20 protein-coding genes are annotated in these 18,120 nt (G+C 67.7%); 13 read left to right on the top strand and 7 right to left on the bottom strand.

All coding sequences use genetic code 11. The features are described 5' to 3' along the window. The first annotated feature begins 13 nt into the window (after positions 1-13). Positions 14-490, top strand: coding sequence for an HIT family protein (locus QSK35_RS22950; RefSeq protein WP_285749504.1), 477 nt, complete (start codon positions 14-16; stop codon positions 488-490). Here the strand turns inward: QSK35_RS22950 and leuA are convergent. Then, the gene (leuA, locus tag QSK35_RS22945) at positions 487-2,280 is read right to left on the bottom strand and encodes a 2-isopropylmalate synthase (protein WP_285749502.1); all 1,794 of its coding nucleotides are present in this window, start codon (positions 2,278-2,280) and stop codon (positions 487-489) included. The genes QSK35_RS22950 and leuA overlap by 4 nt on opposite strands. Before the next feature lie 226 nt (positions 2,281-2,506). Here leuA and QSK35_RS22940 point away from each other — a divergent pair, with 226 nt between their 5' ends. Together QSK35_RS22940 and QSK35_RS22935 are read left to right on the top strand one after the other, a co-directional pair. Then, on the top strand, positions 2,507-2,803 hold the full coding sequence (locus tag QSK35_RS22940) for a hypothetical protein (protein WP_285749766.1): 297 nt from the start codon (positions 2,507-2,509) through the stop codon (positions 2,801-2,803). 16 nt (positions 2,804-2,819) lie between these two features. Next, positions 2,820-3,107 (top strand): hypothetical protein, encoded by a 288-nt coding sequence (locus QSK35_RS22935; RefSeq protein ID WP_285749501.1) that lies wholly within the window; start codon positions 2,820-2,822, stop codon positions 3,105-3,107. Here QSK35_RS22935 and QSK35_RS22930 read toward each other — a convergent pair. Continuing rightward, complete coding sequence (locus QSK35_RS22930; protein WP_285749499.1) at positions 3,104-4,099, bottom strand: hypothetical protein; 996 nt, start codon at positions 4,097-4,099, stop codon at positions 3,104-3,106. The genes QSK35_RS22935 and QSK35_RS22930 overlap by 4 nt on opposite strands. A gap of 16 nt (positions 4,100-4,115) precedes the next feature. Continuing rightward, the gene (locus QSK35_RS22925) at positions 4,116-4,673 is read right to left on the bottom strand and encodes a nitroreductase family protein (protein ID WP_285749497.1); all 558 of its coding nucleotides are present in this window, start codon (positions 4,671-4,673) and stop codon (positions 4,116-4,118) included. Between the two features lie 89 nt (positions 4,674-4,762). Between QSK35_RS22925 and QSK35_RS22920 the strand changes: the two genes are divergently transcribed. After that, a complete protein-coding gene (locus QSK35_RS22920) occupies positions 4,763-5,896 on the top strand; it encodes an RNA-guided endonuclease InsQ/TnpB family protein (RefSeq protein ID WP_285749495.1) in 1,134 nt (377 codons plus the stop codon). Between the two features lie 75 nt (positions 5,897-5,971). Here the strand turns inward: QSK35_RS22920 and QSK35_RS22915 are convergent, their stop codons facing one another. Then, the gene (locus QSK35_RS22915; protein ID WP_285749493.1) at positions 5,972-7,186 is read right to left on the bottom strand and encodes a glycosyltransferase family protein; all 1,215 of its coding nucleotides are present in this window, start codon (positions 7,184-7,186) and stop codon (positions 5,972-5,974) included. Between the two features lie 79 nt (positions 7,187-7,265). Here QSK35_RS22915 and QSK35_RS22910 point away from each other — a divergent pair, with 79 nt between their 5' ends. The 4 genes from QSK35_RS22910 (at position 7,266) to QSK35_RS22895 (ending at position 11,566) form a co-directional block, all read left to right on the top strand. Next, positions 7,266-8,531, top strand: a complete 1,266-nt coding sequence (locus tag QSK35_RS22910; protein ID WP_285749491.1) for an aspartate kinase — start codon at positions 7,266-7,268, stop codon at positions 8,529-8,531. Next, the gene (locus tag QSK35_RS22905) at positions 8,528-9,592 is read left to right on the top strand and encodes an aspartate-semialdehyde dehydrogenase (RefSeq protein ID WP_285749489.1); all 1,065 of its coding nucleotides are present in this window, start codon (positions 8,528-8,530) and stop codon (positions 9,590-9,592) included. The genes QSK35_RS22910 and QSK35_RS22905 overlap by 4 nt, the downstream gene beginning before the upstream one ends. A gap of 91 nt (positions 9,593-9,683) precedes the next feature. Further along, positions 9,684-10,982 carry a helix-turn-helix domain-containing protein gene (locus QSK35_RS22900; RefSeq protein WP_285749487.1) on the top strand — a complete coding sequence of 433 codons (1,299 nt, stop codon included), beginning with the start codon at positions 9,684-9,686 and terminating at the stop codon, positions 10,980-10,982. Positions 10,983-10,993: 11 nt separating this feature from the next. Beyond that, positions 10,994-11,566, top strand: a complete 573-nt coding sequence (locus QSK35_RS22895; RefSeq protein WP_285749485.1) for a hypothetical protein — start codon at positions 10,994-10,996, stop codon at positions 11,564-11,566. Here the strand turns inward: QSK35_RS22895 and QSK35_RS22890 are convergent. Beyond that, complete coding sequence (locus QSK35_RS22890) at positions 11,545-12,069, bottom strand: DUF6471 domain-containing protein (RefSeq protein ID WP_285749484.1); 525 nt, start codon at positions 12,067-12,069, stop codon at positions 11,545-11,547. The genes QSK35_RS22895 and QSK35_RS22890 overlap by 22 nt on opposite strands. Before the next feature lie 185 nt (positions 12,070-12,254). On the opposite strand from QSK35_RS22890, the gene QSK35_RS22885 reads away from it, so the two are divergent. Genes QSK35_RS22885 through QSK35_RS22875 form a run of 3 tightly spaced genes read left to right on the top strand, consistent with a single transcriptional unit; the run spans position 12,255 to position 14,654 of the window. Then, positions 12,255-12,878 carry a hypothetical protein gene (locus QSK35_RS22885; RefSeq protein WP_285749482.1) on the top strand — a complete coding sequence of 208 codons (624 nt, stop codon included), beginning with the start codon at positions 12,255-12,257 and terminating at the stop codon, positions 12,876-12,878. 19 nt (positions 12,879-12,897) lie between these two features. Next, the gene (locus QSK35_RS22880) at positions 12,898-14,325 is read left to right on the top strand and encodes a gluconokinase (RefSeq protein WP_285749480.1); all 1,428 of its coding nucleotides are present in this window, start codon (positions 12,898-12,900) and stop codon (positions 14,323-14,325) included. 32 nt (positions 14,326-14,357) lie between these two features. Continuing rightward, on the top strand, positions 14,358-14,654 hold the full coding sequence (locus QSK35_RS22875) for a hypothetical protein (protein WP_285749478.1): 297 nt from the start codon (positions 14,358-14,360) through the stop codon (positions 14,652-14,654). Here the strand turns inward: QSK35_RS22875 and QSK35_RS22870 are convergent. Next, a complete protein-coding gene (locus tag QSK35_RS22870; protein WP_285749476.1) occupies positions 14,651-15,061 on the bottom strand; it encodes a Fur family transcriptional regulator in 411 nt (136 codons plus the stop codon). The two genes, QSK35_RS22875 and QSK35_RS22870, sit on opposite strands and share 4 nt — an antisense overlap. A gap of 98 nt (positions 15,062-15,159) precedes the next feature. On the opposite strand from QSK35_RS22870, the gene QSK35_RS22865 reads away from it, so the two are divergent. Then, positions 15,160-16,314 carry an MFS transporter gene (locus QSK35_RS22865; RefSeq protein WP_285749765.1) on the top strand — a complete coding sequence of 385 codons (1,155 nt, stop codon included), beginning with the start codon at positions 15,160-15,162 and terminating at the stop codon, positions 16,312-16,314. Here QSK35_RS22865 and QSK35_RS22860 read toward each other — a convergent pair. Next, entirely contained in the window at positions 16,258-17,307 is a 1,050-nt protein-coding gene (locus tag QSK35_RS22860) for an alpha/beta hydrolase (protein WP_285749474.1), read from the bottom strand. The genes QSK35_RS22865 and QSK35_RS22860 overlap by 57 nt on opposite strands. A 63-nt stretch (positions 17,308-17,370) precedes the next feature. On the opposite strand from QSK35_RS22860, the gene QSK35_RS22855 reads away from it, so the two are divergent. Beyond that, entirely contained in the window at positions 17,371-17,946 is a 576-nt protein-coding gene (locus QSK35_RS22855; RefSeq protein ID WP_285749472.1) for an NADPH-dependent FMN reductase, read from the top strand. Positions 17,947-18,120 lie beyond the last annotated feature (174 nt).

The raw sequence follows: 18,120 nt of genomic DNA, 5'->3' as shown, positions 1-18,120 counted from the left end.
GCACACTGGAACCGTGACCGATCAACCCACGTGGGACGACGCCGCCTACCTCGAACTGGTCCGCAAAGCGTGCTTCGTCTGCGAACTCCTCGCCGGCAACCCGGACTACCCGCACCACGTCGTCTACCGCGACGAGCACGCGGCCGTGTTCCTCAACCGCTTCCCGTCGATGCACGGCCACCTGCTGGTGACCCCGACGAAGCACCGCGAACACGTGGTCACGGACTTCGAACTGGACGAGTATCTGGCCGTCCAGGCGATCGTCCACAAAGCAGGCAAGGCACTGACCGAAACCGTCCCGACGGAACGGCTGTACGTCCTCAGCCTCGGCAGCCAGCAGGGCAACCGCCACGTCCACTGGCACCTCGCCCCGCTACCACCAGACACCCCGTACGAAGAACAGCAGTTCGCGGCGTTCCAAACCATGACCCGCCTGAACGACGAAGCCGGGCACGCACTGGCGGCCCGGCTCCGTCACAAGCTGAACTAGCGGTTGGCCCGGTTCACGGCCGACACCACGGCCCGCAGCGAAGCGGCCACAGTGGACGAGTCGATCCCGACACCCCACAGCACCCGATCCCCGACCGCGCATTCGAGGTACGCGGCAGCACGGGCGTCATCACCGGCGGAGAGAGCGTGCTCGGCGTAGTCCAGCACCCGAACGTCGTACCCAACGGAAGCGAGAGCGTCCACAAAGGCCGCGATGGGACCGTTGCCGGAACCGGTGATCTCGTGCTCGTCACCGTCGACGCGGATCACCGCGGTGATCTCCTCGTGCCCGCTGCCGTCGGACGACGCACGGTGCCGCACCAGGTGCAGGGGTACGCGCCCGTCGAGGTACTCCACCGAGAACGCGTCCCACATGTCCTTCGGGCCGATCTCGCCGCCCTGGGTGTCGGTGACCTCCTGGATGACGCGGGAGAACTCGATCTGCAGGCGCCGCGGCAGGTCGAGGTGGTGCTCCTGCTTCATCAGGTACGCGACGCCGCCCTTGCCGGACTGGGAGTTGACCCGGATGACTGCCTCGTAGCTGCGCCCCACGTCCTTCGGGTCGATGGGCAGGTACGGAACTTCCCACGGGTACTCGTCGACGTGCTGGCCCGCATCCTTCGCCTCGGCCTCCAGGGCCTCGAAGCCCTTCTTGATGGCGTCCTGGTGGGAGCCGGAGAACGCGGTGAACACCAGGTCGCCGCCGTAGGGGTGGCGCTCCGGGACGGGCAGCTGGTTGCAGTACTCGACGGTCCGGCGGATCTCGTCGATGTCCGAGAAGTCGATCTGCGGGTCGATGCCCTGGCTGAACATGTTCATCGCCAGGGTCACCAGGCAGACGTTGCCGGTGCGCTCGCCGTTGCCGAACAGGCAGCCCTCGATGCGGTCCGCGCCGGCCAGGTAGCCGAGCTCGGCGGCGGCCACGCCGGTGCCGCGGTCGTTGTGCGGGTGCAGCGACAGGATGATCGAGTCGCGACGATCCAAATTGCGCGACATCCACTCGATGGAGTCGGCGTACACGTTGGGCGTCGCCATCTCGACCGTGGCCGGCAGGTTGATGATCAACGGGCGAGCGGGAGTAGGAGCGATCACGGCCGATACCGCGTTGCAGACTTCCAGGGCGTACGACAGCTCAGTGCCCGTGTAGGACTCCGGCGAGTACTCGTAGCGGAACTCGGTCTCCGGGTACTTCTTGGCCTCTTCCAACGCGAAAGCGGCCGCGTCCACCGCGATCTGCTTGATGCCCGCACGGTCGGAACGGAACACCACGCGCCGCTGCAGGATCGACGTCGAGTTGTAGAAGTGGACGATCGCCTGCGAAGCGCCGCGCAGCGACTCGAAGGTGCGCGCGATGAGCTCCGGGCGGCACTGGGTCAGCACCTGGATGGTGACGTCATCGGGGATCGCGCCGTCCTCGATGATCTCGCGGACGAAGTCGAAGTCGGTCTGCGACGCGGCCGGGAAGCCGACCTCGATCTCCTTGAATCCCATCCGGACGAGCAGGTCGAACATCTTGCGCTTGCGCGCCGGGGACATCGGGTCGATCAGCGCCTGGTTGCCGTCGCGCAGGTCCACCGCGCACCACAGCGGCGCCTCGGTAATTCGTTTGGTGGGCCACGTGCGGTCGGGTACGTCCACTACCTCGACGGTTTCGTGGAACGGCCGGTAGCGGTGGAACGGCATCGAGCTGCCGAGCTGCGTGTTCCACGACGGTTGCGACGAAGGGGCCGGACGCGCGGGCTGGCGGATGCGGCTGGTGCCGGAGGTGTAGGCGTCGGGTGACGTGGTCATGAGATGTGCTCCTGCTGCTGATCGTTGCCAACGACGACCGGCGGCAACGCTGAATCCCGCGACGGGGGGCCGGTCTGATCAGACCCCGTCACGGCAGCGAAGCAGGAGGGCACGCGCCACGTCGGACAGAGTAACCACACCCCGTCCGGATTCGGAACCGACCGCCCAGATTGTGGACGTCACCCGATCGTGTTTCGACCTGCGCGAATACGGGCAACTCTCATGTATGGCCAGATTACGTACATACAGTGGTCGCGGTACGGCGTCCCGCGTGATCAGCGGCATCGGCGCGTTGTTCGCGCTCATCGAGATCATCTACATCCTGATGATCGTTCTGGGTGCGAACCAGGACAACGGCTTCTTCCGCTTCATCCGGTCGCTCGCCGAACCGCTCGCCCTGTTCTTCCCAGGGCTGTTCGATACCGGTAACTACAACGTCAGCGTTTTCCTCAACTACGGTCTCGCAGCCGTGTTCTGGCTGGTCGTGACCGGAATCCTGGCGCGAGCGGTCGCTCGCTACTGAGTAGTACCCTCCGGCCATGCGCAGCCGCATCGTCGGAATCGTCGCCGGGGTGTTGAGCTGGATCGGGCTCGCGCTGGCGGTGGTGCTCGTCGTTCACGTCGTGCTCACCGTCGGCGGGGCCAATCCGGACAACACGATCACCCGCACCGTCAAGGACCTCGCCCAGCCGCTCGCCCTCGGCTTCCGCGACCTCTTCACACCCAGCGACGCCAAGCTTCGCGTCCTGGTCAACTTCGGCATCGCCGCACTGTTCTGGCTCGCCATCCGCGCACTCGTGCTGCGTCTGGTCAGGCGCCTCGGCTAGCAGCCGGGCAACGGCGGCAGTTCCGACGCCGGCACCGCGGACGGCACCCGCACCCGTTCGCCGAGCTGCACCGTCAACGCGCCGCCCACCACTCGGAGCGAGTAACCCGGCCGGTTCGAGCGGAACGTGCCACCGCTGCGCAGGTCCGTCACATGGCTCCATTCGGTACTGAACGTCACGAGGTCGCCGGACACGCGCACGTTCTGGATCTCGTGCGGGCTGACCTCCACCTGCGCGATCCTCCGCGCCTCCGGCCATTCCGCACGCCACGCGTACACGGAGTTGTTCGACACCCACGCGAGAGTCTTCTCGTCGGCGGCCATCCACCTGCTCGCCTGCCGCACCTGCTCCGGCCCGCGCAGCACGCCGTTCTCGTGCCACAACAGCTCGTCGCCGAAGAACACCGGGTTGGTCTGCACACCGCGCGCGACGATCTCGTCCTTGCGCGCCGCCAGGTCGTACCGGTGCAGCTCACCGTCCACAACCCACGCGGCCTTGCCGTGCCTCGTGAACGTGGTGAACAGCGGCCCGGACCGGCGGCCCTCGGGATTGGCGTCCAGCACGAACGGCTCGGCGTCCGACAGGGAATCCCACGCGTAGGCGGTCCACCAGCCGAGGTTGCCCGCGCTGTGGCCGAGGCCGAACGTCAGCCAGCGCCCGTCGAAGTCCGCGCCGACGAACTCACCTTCCGCCTGCATGACCTCGCGCACCTTGCCGCCGGAGACCATCAGCAGTCCGCGGTCCTTGCTCTGGGTGAACACCGTCCGGCCGTCCGGGCTCGCCGCGACGACGTTCGCCTGCGTGCCGAGGTCGCGCAGTTCGGAGTCGGCCACCCGGCGGACCCAGCTCTCCGGCAACGCGACCGAGCACAGTGGACCGTCGGACGCCGTCGGCACGGCGACCACGTTCACGTCCGGCGGCTGGGCGGGCGCCACGGAGATCGTGCCGCACGCGCTGACGACCAGGACCAATGCGAGCGACCACAACTTCACGAGATCCCCCCAGAGCTCAGAACGCCGGCTGCCCCCAGCTGCCGGTGAAGACCGTCTCGCTCAGGGGACGCCTGACCCGCTCGCGGCGTTCCTTCTCCTGGAGATCTTTTGGCAGATCTTCGATTCGGCCCGGCCGCCCGATCGCCACGACGACAACGGGCCGCACGTCGTCCGGCATCGAGAACGCCTCGTGCACGTGCTCCTTGTAGAACCCGCCCATCTGGTGCGCGATCAGCCCGCTGTCCACGGCCTGCAGCACCAGGTTCTCCATCGCGAGCCCGAGTCCGTAGTCCGTGTTGGGCAGCGGACCCCGCGAGTCGGCGGTGATCACCGCGCCCAGCAGCAGCACCGAGGCGCGCCAGGCCCACGACTGGTTGCCGGTGCGCAGCGTGTCGAAGATCCGCTTGAACGTGTCGTCACCGCGGTAGCCGAGCACGAACCGCGCGGGCTGGCTGTTGCCGTGTGACGGCGCCCAGCGCGCCGCCTCCAGCAGGACCCGCATCTCGTCCGGCGTCACGACGGCGTGCTCGTCGAACGCCCGCGGACTCCATCGGGAAGCGATGAGCTCGTTCATTGGGATCGCCTCTCGGGACGTGCTGGGCCAGCCTCGTGATCAGCGGTGCCTGTCGTCTTGGCAAACTGTGAACTGTCGGCTCGACACTGGTGAAGCGGGCGTACAAGTACCGCTTCTACCCGACCGAACAGCAGCGACAGGAGTTGCTGCGCACATTCGGCTGCGTGCGTCTGGTCTATAACAAGGCGCTGGAAGCCCGCACCACGGCGTGGTCCGCCGAGCAACGTCGAGTGAGCTACGCCGACACTTCCGCGATGCTCACCGGCTGGAAGCAGACCGACGAGCTGGCGTTCCTGTCCGAGGTGTCGTCGGTGCCGCTGCAGCAGTGCTTGCGGCATCTGCAGCGTGCATTCGCGGGGTTTTTCGCCAAACGGGCCCGCTACCCGCGGTTCAAGTCCAGGAAGCGGGCCCGGCAGTCGGCCGAGTACACCAGGTCCGGATTTCGGTGGCGAGACGGGCAGCTCACCCTCGCAAAGATGAGTGAGCCGATCGACATCGTCTGGTCCCGCCCCCTCCCGGACGGCGCCGAGCCGTCGACCGTCACTGTGTCCCGCGACGCGGCAGACCGCTGGTTCGTGTCGATCCTGGTCGAAACCGTCGTCCCGCATCACGCGCCCGCAGGTGGTGTGGTGGGAGTGGACGCCGGCATCACCTCGCTGCTGACGCTGTCGACCAGCGAGAAGATCATCAACCCGAAGCACGAGCGGCGCGAGCGCATCAGGCTCGCGAAAGCGCAGCGATGTCTGGCGCGCAAAGCCAAAGGCTCTCGTAATCGGGACAAAGCCCGCCGCAAAGTCGCACGTATCCACGCCCACATCGCCGACCGCCGGCGCGATCATCTGCACAAGCTGACCTCTCGACTCGTTCGTGAGAACCAAACGATCGTGATCGAGGACTTGAACGTGTCGGGGATGTTGCGTAACGGCGGGCTGGCTCGCGCAGTCTCCGACGCCTCGTGGTCGGGGTTCCGTTCCATGCTTGAGTACAAGGCAGCGTGGTACGGGCACGGGCGTGAGGTGATCGCGGTCGATCGGTGGTTCCCGTCGAGCAAGATGTGCTCGGCTTGCGGAGCGCTGGCCGATGCCATGCCGCTGAGTGTGCGGGAGTGGACGTGCCGGTGTGGCGCGGCCCATGACCGAGACGTCAACGCGGCGCTCAACATTCTGGCCGCCGGGCTGGCGGTTGCAGCCTGTGGAGACGGTGTCAGACCAACCCGGCGCTAGTCGGCGAGGCAACTGTCGAAACCTCCCCGTATGGGTGAAGAAGCAGGAACCGTCAGCTGTAGGGCCGACGGGAAGTCAAATCGCGTACTGCCACCCCGTGATCGCGTAGGCGCCGAACCATGCGCTGAACACGGCCACCATGCCCAGCACCGTGATCGTGGTCGACGTGCGGCGTTTCGCCAAGGCCAGCGCGATCGGCACGAGCAGCGTGAACGCCGGGACCAGCAGGCGGGCCTTGGAGTTCATCAGGCCGTTCGAGCCGATGTCCATCATCAAGACGCCGAACGCGTAGACCATCAACGGCCACTCGACCCGGCGCCGGATCCCGACGATCAGCAGCACGATCGCGCCCGCCAGGAACCACACCGTCGCGAGCTCCAGCACCGACCGGGGATTGCCCAGGTGGATCAGCGCGAACTTCCACGTGGCCGCGCCGCCGTCGAACCGCGAGTCCCAGCCGCGTTCCTGCAGCGCGAACCAGCCGTCGAGGCGGCCGGTGCGGGCGGCGACCCAGCCGAGGTAGCCGACCATGCCGACCGGGGCCACGATCCCGCCGAGCCACGCCCGCCAGTCACCTCGGCGTTCGATCACGGCGGCGACCGCCGCGAGCCCGACGGCCAGGATCAGCGCCGCCGCGGTCGGCCGGACCAGGCCGGCGGCGGCGCAGCAGACGCCCGCGAGGATCCAGCGGCGTTCCACCACGCCGACCAGGGCCCATGCGGCGAACGCGCAGAACGTCGCCTCGGCGTACGCCATCGACAGCACGATCGCCATCGGCGACGCGGCGAACAGGGCGACCAGGATCAGGCCGGTCTTCTCGGACCCGCCGCGGATCGCCCGGCCCAGCCGGTACAGGCCGTACGCGCAGAACACGCCGCTGACCAGGCTGACCGTGAACGCCGCGCCGGTCACGTCGACACCGGGCAGGCCGTCCACCCAGCGCACCAGCGCGGGATAGCCGGGGAAGAACGCGAGCGGCGTCTCCGCCGTGCGCCGGCCGAACGCGTCCACGAGCTTCGGGTCGACGTTGTTGTAGCCGCTCTCGGCGATGCCGAGGAACCAGTGGCCGTCCCACGACGTCAGCACCGAGGTGACCGACTTGTGCGCGTTGTCGGCCATCAGGACGAGGACCAGCATGCCGAGCTGACGGACCGCGAGGAACACCAGCGCCGGCGCGACGAGCAGCGTCACACGGTGTCTGAGCACCCGTGTTCGCACGCTCTCCTGCATCGCTGGGGGAGCCTCCACCACGTCGACGGTCGACACCTCGGACAGAGTAGTGCCCGTCACGGCACCCGATTCCCACTGGTCGGTACGGGTAGGCTCGCCTCCGACGTGGGATTTCGGCAAGTCGTGAGGAGGCAGGTCGGTGGCGCTCGTCGTCCAGAAGTACGGCGGATCATCGGTGGAGAGTGCCGAGCGGATCAAACGCGTGGCCGAGCGCATCGTCGCGACACGTAAGGCCGGCAACGACGTCGTCGTCGCCGTCTCCGCGATGGGTGACTCGACCGACGAGCTGCTCGACCTGGCCCGTCAGGTGTCCCCGGTCCCGCCCGCGCGTGAGCTCGACATGCTGCTCACGTCCGGCGAACGCATCTCGATGTCGCTGCTCGCCATGGCCATCCACTCGCTGGGTGCCGAGGCGCGGTCGTACACGGGCTCGCAGGCCGGCGTGATCACCACGGCGGTGCACGGCAAGGCGCGCATCATCGACGTGACGCCGAGCCGGATCCAGGACGCGCTCGCCGACGGCGCCATCGCGATCGTCGCGGGCTTCCAGGGCGTCAGCCAGGACTCTAAGGAGATCACCACGCTCGGCCGTGGCGGCACCGACACCACCGCGGTGGCGTTGGCCGCGGCGCTGAAGGCCGACGTGTGTGAGATCTACACCGACGTGGACGGCGTGTTCACCGCCGACCCGCGCATCGTGCCGAACGCCCGCCGGCTGGAGACGATCTCCTACGAGGAGATGCTCGAGATGGCCGCGTGCGGCGCGAAGGTGCTCATGCTCCGCTGCGTCGAGTACGCGCGCCGCTACGGCGTACCCGTGCACGTCCGATCTTCGTTCAGCAACAAGCCCGGGACCATCGTGTCCGGGTCAGTGGAGGACCAAACCGTGGAACAGGCGATGATCACCGGCGTCGCGCACGACCGGTCCGAGGCCAAGGTCACCGTGACCGCCGTGCCCGACCACCCCGGCGTGGCAGCCAAGATCTTCCGTGTCGTCGCGCAGGCCGAGCTCGACATCGACATGGTCGTGCAGAACATCTCGCAGGCCGCGTCCGGCCGCACCGACATCACGTTCACGCTGTCGAAGGACGACGGCCCGCGTGCGGTGGCGGCGCTGGAGAAGGCGCGCGCCGAGATCGGCTTCGACCAGGTCCTCTACGACGACCACGTGGGCAAGGTGTCGCTGATCGGCGCGGGCATGCGCTCGCACCCCGGCGTCACGGCCACCTTCTGTGAGGCGCTCGCGACCGCGGGCGTCAACATCGAGATCATCTCCACCTCGGAGATCCGCATCTCGGTGATCTGCCGCGACACCCAGCTCGACGACGCCGTGCGCGCGCTGCACGACGCGTTCGAGCTCGGCGGCGACGAAGAGGCCGTTGTCTACGCGGGGAGTGGCCGATGAGCGCCCCGGTTCTCGCGCTGGTCGGCGCGACCGGTGCCGTCGGCACCGTGATGATCGACATCATGAACACCCGCTCCGACTTCCCGTGGGGCGAGGTCCGGCTGATCGCGTCCCCGCGCTCTGCGGGCAAGAAGATCAACGTGCGCGGCCAGGAGCTGACCGTCATCGCGTTGTCCCCCGAGGCGTTCGACGGCGTGGACATCGCGATGTTCGACGTGCCGGACGAGATCTCCGCCGAGTGGGCGCCCATCGCGGCGTCGCGCGGTGCGATCGCGGTCGACAACTCCGGCGCCTTCCGCATGGACCCCGAGGTGCCGCTGGTGGTGCCCGAGGTCAACGTCGACAAGATCGGCGACCGGCCGCGCGGCATCATCGCGAACCCGAACTGCACGACCCTGTCGATGATGGCCGCGCTCGGTGCCCTGCACCGGGAGTTCGAGCTCCGCGAGCTCGTGGTCTCGTCGTACCAGGCGGCGTCGGGCGGCGGCCAGGCGGCGATCGACCGGCTCTACGACGAGCTGTCCGCGGTGGCGGGCAAGCAGGTCGGCGTGGAGGCCGGTGACGTCCGGTCCACAGTGGAGGCTGCGGGCCTGCCCATCGCGGACTCGCCGTTCCCCGCGCCGCTGGCGCTGAACGTCGTGCCGTGGGCCGGTTCGCTGAAGGACGACGGCTGGACGTCCGAGGAGCTCAAGGTCCGCAACGAGTCCCGCAAGATCCTCGGCATCCCGGACCTCAAGGTGTCGGCGACCTGCGTGCGCGTCCCGGTCGTGACCACCCACTCGCTGGCCGTCCACGCGACGTTCGCCCGTGAGGTGACGGTCGAGCAGGCGCACAAGATCTTCGAGGCGCAGCCGACCGTCGTCCTGATCGACGACCCGGCCGCCAAGAAGTTCCCGACGCCGGCCGACGTCGTGGGCGAGGACGCGACCTTCGTCGGGCGCGTGCGCCAGGCGCTGGACTTCCCGAACACGCTCGACTTCTTCGTGTGCGGCGACAACCTCCGCAAGGGCGCGGCGCTGAACACGTACGAGATCGCGGAAGCCCTCGCCAAGACCCTGTGAATAAGCCTTAACCGGCCCCCATCGGGATTTATCACCCGATGGGGGTCTTTACTTTGTTCTGACCAGTGCGTTTTCGGCGTATTTTCCGGCCGTGGATTGGGAAACGCCCGCAATGCGCCGCGCTCTGGCCAGGCGCGACATCGGTGCGGTGTATCGGCTGGTCTGCGCGGCGGGGGCCTCCCAGCGGCGCATCGCCGACCTCGTCGGACAGAGTCCCTCGGAGGTGTCCGAAATCCTCGCGGGCCGAGCCGTTCGCACATACGACGTGCTCGCGCGAATTGCCGATGGTCTTGGAATACCGCGCGAATACCTGGGCCTCGCGCACATTCCCGCGTACGGTGAGGAGGCGAGCCAGCGAACGGAGGACGAATCCGTGAAGCGTCGCCAGTTCCTCGCCAATGCCGCCGCGATCATCGTCGGCGACGCCGTCCTCGGCGACCCGGCCGCCACCGCCGCCCCGCCGACGGCCATCGAAGCCACGAGCCGGGTGGGCATGGCCGACGTGTACCGGCTGCGAGCCACCACCGCTTCACTGCGACAGCTCGACTACCGGCTCGGCGGCGGCGCTTCGCGGGTCGCCGCGCTGGCCCAGGTGCAGGCGTCCGAGACGTTGTTCCAGGCATCGATGACCGACGAGGTGCGCAAGCATCTGCACAACGCGGTCGCGGACCTGCACAACGTGGTGGGCTGGGCGTCGTTCGACAGCCTCATGGCTGATCAGGGACGGCACCACTTCCTCCGAGCGCTCGAGCACTCGAAGCAGGCCGAGGACCCAGGGCTCTGTGCCTTCCTGCTGTGCCGGATGGGGCACATCGACATGGCGAACGACCGTCCGGGGGAGGCGCTCAAGCTCTTCCAGCTCGCCGAGTTGCCTGCCGCCGAGGCGCGTCTCGGGGCGATCGGCTTCGTCACCTCGTGCTATCAGGCGCGCGCCTACTCCGAGATGGGGCGCGCCGACCGGGCGCTGGACCTGACGAGTCGCAGCGAGGACAACTATGCGCGGCACGTCGATGATGCGGTTCCGGAGTGGCTGGAGTACTTCCGTTCCTGGGGTGCGGAATCGGTGCGCGGCAACGTCTGCTTCGCGCTCACCCGTGAGCACCCGGAGCACGCGCCCATGGCGTTCGAGGCGATGCGGACCACGGTGAACGCGCAGAAGGCCGGGCTGGAGAAGGACAACCTCATGGACCTGGCCACCCTCGCGACGCTGCACATTCGGGGAGGCAACACTGAGCACGGTCTCCGCATGGGCGGAAACATCGTGGATCGGGCCGAGCGAGTCGCCTCGAAGCGCCTGAACAAGTGGCTGCGTGTTCTCGCCGACGCGGCGACGGAGTGCGGTGCTGCCGATGGGCGGGATCTGGCTCACACCATTGGTTTGCTCCCGTAAGGTGAGTCGCTGTGAATACCGAGTGGGAAGCCGCTTGGTCGGCCGCAGCGCACTTGTACCGGCACCTGTTGTCGGGTGGCGAACCGCAGACCATGTTCACACCGCTACTGCTGGATCCCGGTGAGGACGCCTACTCCGATCTGCCGCTGACCTACTCCCGTTTCTACGGGATGAACGTGGAGTACCAGCAGACCACCGGCCTGTTCCTCGGTTCGCCGTTGTTCATGGCGGCCGGGTACGCCGCGACGGCGGTGGGCAACTCGATGGCCCGCAACCGGGCCGCCGCGCAGGCGGCACCGCAGTGGCGGGAGCACTGCCTGGCGCGCACGGTGGTGACGAACGTCCGGACGCGGTGCCTGGTCAACGGTCAGTGGATCGGGTTCGATCACGGAGCGATGGTCGAGTTCACCGCCGACCTGCCGAACGCCGCGTGTGTCATGACCTTCAACGGCGTGGAACCGCTGTGTCTCAACGGGATCGGTGCTCCCTGGCTCGCTGTGCTGCTGTCCTACTTCCTGCACGGCCGCGAACGCCTCGGCGTCCTGCCCCACCTGCATCCGCTTCAGCAGATCGGCTTCAAGTAGCCGGGGTCGACCCAGCCCGACCGGTTGTCCTCGGTTTCGACCTGCCACTGCCGGGTTTCGCGGTTCTTCACGGTCAGCTTCAGTCCGCGTGGCAGTTGTGTCACCGGGTTGGTGTGCTCGTCTCGAAGCCACAGGTCTTTCGCCGCGATTTCGTACTTGTCGCACCTGCCCTGCGGAGCTGGTGTTGCTTGTGGAGTCGGCTCACCGGTGGAGTCCGGTTCTCGAACCAGCACGACAACCAAGATCGCGATCGCGCTCAACGCGACGAGGGTGGCCACAATGGCGATCCCCTTGTAGGAGCGGGGTGCGGGCTGCTTCGGTACCGGCTTCATGTCGAGGATGTCTCTGATCGCCCTCAACTCCGTTTCGGCGAACTTCCGCTCTCCCTTCAAGGAACGGCAGATCGTCGCCTTGGATGTCTCGATGCCGACAGCCTTCAGTCGCTCGACCAGATCCTTCTGGGTCAACCTCTTCCGCGCCATCTCTTCCTTGAGGACCGTCACGTCCGTCGCAGCGATTTCAGTCATTTCTCTCTTTCACTTCGGTGCGTTTCAGCAGGTAGGGGACTTGTAAAATTTCATTGTTGAAATATCTTGCGGCCGCGATTCGTGATGTGTCCTACTCGTTGTGTCGGCGCTCGCTCCGCGCAGACGATAACAAACCGCTACTAGTGAGGGATGCTCAGTAAATGGTTCGCAAATCCGCTGCTCTCGGCCTGGCGGCGCTCGCTGCGGTCGTCGTGCTGGCAATGCCCGGTCAGGCGTCCGCAGGCTCGAAGACGAAGCTCTTCCTGAGGTTCGCGACGAAGAGCGCGTGCACAGTTCACCTGAACTACCCCAAAGAAGGGGTCGTGGCCAACAGCACGTTCACGGTGCCCACCGGAAAGACCATTGTTTGGCGATACAACGTCAATGAGACCTGGGCCCTCATCTCCTACCAGGACCGAGCGCACAAGCAGTTCCCCTGGTGGGGGTTCACGAAGCGCGACTGCATCGGCAAGTCGATCAAGCAGTCGGATTACCCCGCCGGACACCCGGTACCCGACAAGATCCTGGAGGGGCGCAGCCGGGTCGCGAGCGACGGCTGGCGACGTGTCACGTTCAACGTGCCGGCCGCTCCCGTTGCCGTCCACCACAAGAAGGTGACCAGGAACGCGACTCTCCGCGACGACGCCAACTTCGTGATCGGCAACGTCAAGGAGGGGTGGCACGTCGACGTCACCAACGTGACCCGTTCCAACGGTCACTGGGTCGAGGTGTACGTCCCGAACGCGAAGCGGTGGGCCTACATCGAGCGGGCGGCGCTCGCCTGACCGCGGGCATACTGCGCGCATGACCGAAGTCGTGCTGGGCGTGGATCTGGGCACCACCGCGACGAAGGTGATCGCCGTCGACCGGCGGGCCAAGGTGGTCGCCTCGGCGGAGCGTGAGTATTCGATGCGCACCATGTCCGAAGGCCACGCCACGCACGACCCGTCGCGAGTGCTCGACGCCGCTTTCCAGGCTCTGGCCGAGGTGGCGGCGTCGGGCACCGTTCGCGCGTTGTCGTTGACCGGCGCGATGCACACGTTGCTGGGGCTGAACGACGGCGAGCCCGTCACGGAGTCGTTGAGCTGGGCGGACAACCGGGCGGTCGAGCAGACCGAACGCCTGCGCGGTACGGCCCGCGGCAAGGCACTGCACCAGGCCACCGGCACGCCGATCCACTCGATGTCGCCGCTGACGAAGCTCGCGTGGTTCGCCGAGCACGGCTTCACCGCCCAGAAGTGGTGTGGTCTCAAGGACTTCGTCCATCGCGAGCTCACGGGCCGGTTCACCACCGAGCACTCGTCGGGCTCCGGCACAGGCCTGATGGACATCCGGCGGCTCGAGTGGCACCCGGACGCGCTCGACTTCGCCCAGATCAGCGCCGACCAGCTCCCCGAGCTCGAAGCGCCGACCGCGCACAGCCCGCTCACCGCGGAGATTCCCGGACTGCCCAAGGGTTTGCCGGTCGTCGCGGGTGGCGGTGACGGACCGATGGGCAACCTCGGCGTCGGCGCGGTCGTGCCCGGTGTGGGGGCGGTGTCGCTGGGAACCAGCGGTGCGTTGCGGGTCGCCCAGGAGGGGCCCGGAGTCGACGACGAGTGCCGGACGTTCTGCTACGCCATCGGCGACGGGCTGTGGGCGCGTGGCGGCGCGATCAGCAACGGCGGGGTCGTGGCGCAGTGGGCGGCCGAGACGTTCGGCGTCGACGTGGGGGAGCTGCTGACCCGCGCGGGCGAGGTTCCTGTTGGCGCACAAGGGATCGTGGCCCTGCCGTACCTGCTCGGCGAGCGCGCGCCGTGGTGGGATCCGACCGCTCGCGCGGCGTTGCTCGGCTTCCGGCGGGAGCACGGGCCGGCGGAGATCACGCGGGCGTTGGTGGAGGGTGTGTGCCAGCAGCTCGCGACGGTGCTGGACGCGGTGCCGCACGTGGACAGCGTGCGGGTCACCGGTGGCGCGTTCCGCAGTCCGTTGTGGGCGGAGGTGCTGGCGGCGGCGTTCGGGCTGCCGCTGGAGATCACCGAGGACAGCGAGGGCTCCGCGGTCGGGGCGGCGCTGCTGGCGTGGCGGGCGCTCGGTGAGCTGGAGTCGCTGACGGCCGCCGCGGACATCGTGGTGCCTACGCGGCGGATCACCCCGGATCCGGACAAGGTCGCGTACTACGCGCGGAAGAGGCCTTTGGTGCAGCGTGCGTACGGCGCGCTGAAGGACCTTTGGGAGGACCAAAGGCCGTAGTCGTGATCGTCCGTCCGGCGCACTCTCCACGGATGACGTTCATTCAACTGATCGAGTACCGGACGAGCCAGCCCGAGCAGCTGGACAAGCTGATGGACGAGTGGATGGCCTCGTCGCAGGGCGAGCGGACCGCCACCAGGGCCGTCACGACCAGTGACCACGACACGCCCGGCACCTACGTCGAGATCGTCGAGTTCCCGTCGTACGAAGAGGCGATGCGCAACTCGGAGATGCCGCAGACCAGCGAGTTCGCCGCTCGCCTCGCGGCGCTCTGCGACGGTGAGCCGACCTTCCGCAACCTCGACGTGCAGCGGGAGGACAAGCTCTAAACACAGTCGGGGCAGTATCCCCAGAAGACGACCTCGGCCTCGTCGATCACGAAGCCGTGGGTGTCGGACGGCTCGAGGCACGGCGCGTCGCCCACGACGCAGTCGACGTCCTCGGTGCGCCCGCAGCCGCGGCACACCAGGTGGTGGTGGTTGTCACCGGTGCGCGTCTCGTAGCGCGCGGGGTGGCCCGCGGGTTCGATCCGGCGCACCAAGTCGGACCGCGTGCACGCGTGCAGCACGTCGTATACCGCCTGCGTGGAGACCGTGCCGAGCCGGGCGCGCACGCCGTCGGCCACCTGCTCCGCCGTCGTGTGCGGATGTGTGTAGAGCCACTCCAGCACCGCCAGGCGGGGTGCCGTGATGCGCAGCCCCGCCTGTTTGAGCAGCTCCCGTGGTTCCAACTTCATAGCCTCGCTAAATATTCTGTTGCCGGTCAGGCCACCATGGTGGGGTGACCCTCGCCCCGTTCCAACACGTCCTCCGGCTGCCTGGGGTTCGAACCCTGATGGTGTTGATGTTGCTGGCGAGGATTCCACCGACGGCCGTGGGTGTCACCATGACACTTCACGTGGCAGTCACGCTCGACCGCGGCTATGGCGCCGCCGGACTCGCCAGCGCGGTGATCACCGTCGGCATCGGCATCGGGTCGCCGCTGATGGGGCGCCTGATCGACCGCCGCGGCCTGCGCACGATGTTGCTGCTCTCGGTCACGAGCATGACCCTGTTCTTCCTGCTCGCACCCCTGATGACGTACGTGGTGCTGCTCGTGGCGGGGTTCGTCGCGGGCGTCCTGTGCGTGCCCGCGATGTCGCTCGGTCGGCAGGCGATCACCGCACTCGTGCCGGTTCACCAGCGACGCACGGCCATGTCCCTGGATTCGATCTCGGTCGAGCTGTCGTTCATGGTCGGCCCGGCGCTAGGCGTGCTGGTGGCGACGAAGCTCTCGACGAGCTGGGCGCTGGCCGTGATCGGGCTCGCGACGCTGGCGTCCGGTGCGTTGCTCTACGCGGTCAACCCGGTGCTGGTGCACGAGGACGACGACGTCGAGGGGCCGCACCCGAGCAAGCGCGAATGGGTCACCGGGCCGCTGCTCGCCACACTCGCGGTCGCCGCGGGCGCGGTGTTCGCGCTGAGCGCGATGGAGGTCGCCATCGTGGCCAGCCTGGAGCGCGTCGGCGAGGCCAGTTGGATCGGCGTCGTGTTCGTCGTCATGTGCGCGTCGTCGGCCATCGGCGGCCTGATCTACGGCTCGATCAAGCGCCCACCAGGTCAGATCACGCTGATGGCGCTGCTGGCGTTGTTTGCGATCCCGGTCGGGCTCGGGGACGGCAACTGGCTGGTCCTGTCACTGGCGTTGATCCCGATGAACGTGATGTGCGCGCCGACGATCGCCGCCACCGCGGAGAAGATCACCGGACTGGTGCCGCCCACCGTGCGCGGCGAGGCGCTCGGCCTGCACGGCTCCGCGTTCACGTTCGGATCGGCGATCGGTCTGCCCCTCGCGGGTGTCGCGATCGACCACTCGGGCCCGCCGCTCGGGTTCGTCGTGGCTGGAGCGGGCGGGTTGCTGCTCGCGGCGCTCGCAGTCGTGCTGACGCGCCGGTCAGGCCGGCTCGGAGAGGTCCTGGGCGGAGTTCGCGAGAGCGAGGCCGGTGCGTAGCGCGCCGACCGCCTCCGCGACCGCCTCACGGAACACCCCGCCGACGCCGAGGATGTTGGCGAACCCGTGGAACAGGCCCTCGTGCCTGCGCAGCACCACGGGAACGCCGGCCTCGGCGAGCTTGGCCGCAAACGCTTCCCCCTCGTCGCGCAACGGGTCGAAACCCGCCGTCGCGAGGTAGGTGGGCGGCATCTTGCTCAGGTCCTCGGCCAGCATCACGGACACGCGCGGGTCGTGCCTTTCATCGAGCCCTGGGGCGTAGTGGTCCAGGAACCAGTCCATCTTTTCGTCGGTCAGGAAGAAGCCGTTGCCGAAGAGCTCCCGCGACCGCCGCCGAACCGACGCGTCCACACCGGGGTAGAAGAGCAGCAGGAACACCGCCGCGCCGGGGTTCTGGTGCGCGGTCACCGCGGCCAGGTTGCCGCCCGCGCTGTCGCCGCCGAGCACGATCCGCGCCGGGTCGATTTCCAGGTCGGCGGCCTTCTTGACGGCGTACTCGAGCACGGTCTGCGCGTCCTCGACCGCGGCCGGAAACGGGTTCTCGGGCGCCAGCCGGTAGTCCGCGGCCAGCAGCTTGATGCCCGCCTCGGCGGCCAGGAACCGGCACAGCTGGTCGTGGCTCTCCAGGCTGCCGGACACCCATCCGCCGCCATGGAAGAAGATCAGCAGTGGGGTGTCCTTGCTTTTGTGCGGCGTGTAAAGCCGTGCGGCGAAGTTCCCGATCTTCAGGTTCCTCGTGTCGACCGCGGCGATCGGCGGGCCCGCAACGAGCTTGCTGGAGAGCTCGAGGTCCAGGCGAGTCGACTCCGGTGTCGAGGTGCTCCAGCCCCGGCCGGTCAGCGTCTGCAGTTTCAGCAGGAGCTGGGCTTCGGGGTGCAGGTCCTGCCCGTCCAGCCGGATCGGCGGGCCGGCGATCAGGCGGCGCAGCGGTGCGGGCAGACCGAACGCGAAGCGCAGCGCACCGGCGAGCGCCCGAGCCTGGAGGTTCGACATGTGTCCGACGTTACTAGCCGGTAGCGAAGACATCCACATAACTGGAGGTGCGAGGATCGAACAATGAGTGTGAAGGTGGTTGGGATCGGCGGCTCGATCAGGCCCGACTCGCAGTCGGAGCGGGCACTGAAGATCGCGCTTGCCGGTGCGCGGGAGGCGGGGGCTCAGACGGTCGAGTACAGCGGTGCTGACCTCGTGCTTCCCTTCTACGATCCTTCACAGCCCGAGCGGTCTGAGGTGGCTCGGCGGCTCGTCGCCGACCTTGCTTCGGCGGACGGGGTGATTCTCGTTTCGCCTGGGTATCACGGGACTGTGTCCGGGCTCGTCAAGAACGCTCTGGATTACGTTGAGGATTTGCGGGCCGATGATCGGCCCTACTTGGATGGACGCGCTGTTGGGTGCGTTGCTGCTGCTTATGGGTGGCAGGCTTCGGTCAACACGTTGAGTGCGTTGCGGTCGATTGTGCATGCGTTGCGGGGGTGGCCTACGCCGTTGGGGGCTGCCGTTAATTCCGCTCAGGTGAAGTTTGACGACGACTGCAGTTGTTCGGATCTGGACGTTGCGGCGAATCTGCGGACTATTGGGCGGCAGGTTGTGGAGTTCGCTCAGGCTCGCGCGTCTCACCGCGGGGTTAGTTGAGGGTCTTTGGCTGCCGGTTGCATGCGTGATTGGTCTTTGCGTGGTGGTCGCTTGGCTGCCGGTGCCGTGCGTGGTTGTTCTTTTGTTGGCTGCCGGTGTCGTGGGGCGCTGCGTCTTCCGGGGGCGCCTTCGGCGCCGCGATTGGGGCTTGACTTGGGGCCCCTCGCGGCGTGG

Origin of the sequence: Lentzea sp. NBRC 105346, assembly GCF_030269605.1 — a bacterium.
GTDB lineage: Bacteria > Actinomycetota > Actinomycetes > Mycobacteriales > Pseudonocardiaceae > Lentzea.
This window is presented reverse-complemented; position numbering and strand designations above follow the sequence as displayed.

Excerpts from the sequence above, each read along its gene's own strand:
- leuA (WP_285749502.1), bottom strand. The coding sequence starts at position 2,280 with ATGACCACGTCACCCGACGCCTACACCTCCGGCACCAGCCGCATCCGC.
- QSK35_RS22940 (WP_285749766.1), top strand. The coding sequence starts at position 2,507 with ATGGCCAGATTACGTACATACAGTGGTCGCGGTACGGCGTCCCGCGTG.
- QSK35_RS22935 (WP_285749501.1), top strand. The coding sequence starts at position 2,820 with ATGCGCAGCCGCATCGTCGGAATCGTCGCCGGGGTGTTGAGCTGGATC.
- QSK35_RS22925 (WP_285749497.1), bottom strand. The coding sequence starts at position 4,673 with ATGAACGAGCTCATCGCTTCCCGATGGAGTCCGCGGGCGTTCGACGAG.
- QSK35_RS22905 (WP_285749489.1), top strand. The coding sequence starts at position 8,528 with ATGAGCGCCCCGGTTCTCGCGCTGGTCGGCGCGACCGGTGCCGTCGGC.
- QSK35_RS22885 (WP_285749482.1), top strand. The coding sequence starts at position 12,255 with ATGGTTCGCAAATCCGCTGCTCTCGGCCTGGCGGCGCTCGCTGCGGTC.
- QSK35_RS22880 (WP_285749480.1), top strand. The coding sequence starts at position 12,898 with ATGACCGAAGTCGTGCTGGGCGTGGATCTGGGCACCACCGCGACGAAG.
- QSK35_RS22875 (WP_285749478.1), top strand. The coding sequence starts at position 14,358 with ATGACGTTCATTCAACTGATCGAGTACCGGACGAGCCAGCCCGAGCAG.
- QSK35_RS22870 (WP_285749476.1), bottom strand. The coding sequence starts at position 15,061 with ATGAAGTTGGAACCACGGGAGCTGCTCAAACAGGCGGGGCTGCGCATC.
- QSK35_RS22865 (WP_285749765.1), top strand. The coding sequence starts at position 15,160 with ATGGTGTTGATGTTGCTGGCGAGGATTCCACCGACGGCCGTGGGTGTC.
- QSK35_RS22860 (WP_285749474.1), bottom strand. The coding sequence starts at position 17,307 with ATGTCGAACCTCCAGGCTCGGGCGCTCGCCGGTGCGCTGCGCTTCGCG.
- QSK35_RS22855 (WP_285749472.1), top strand. The coding sequence starts at position 17,371 with ATGAGTGTGAAGGTGGTTGGGATCGGCGGCTCGATCAGGCCCGACTCG.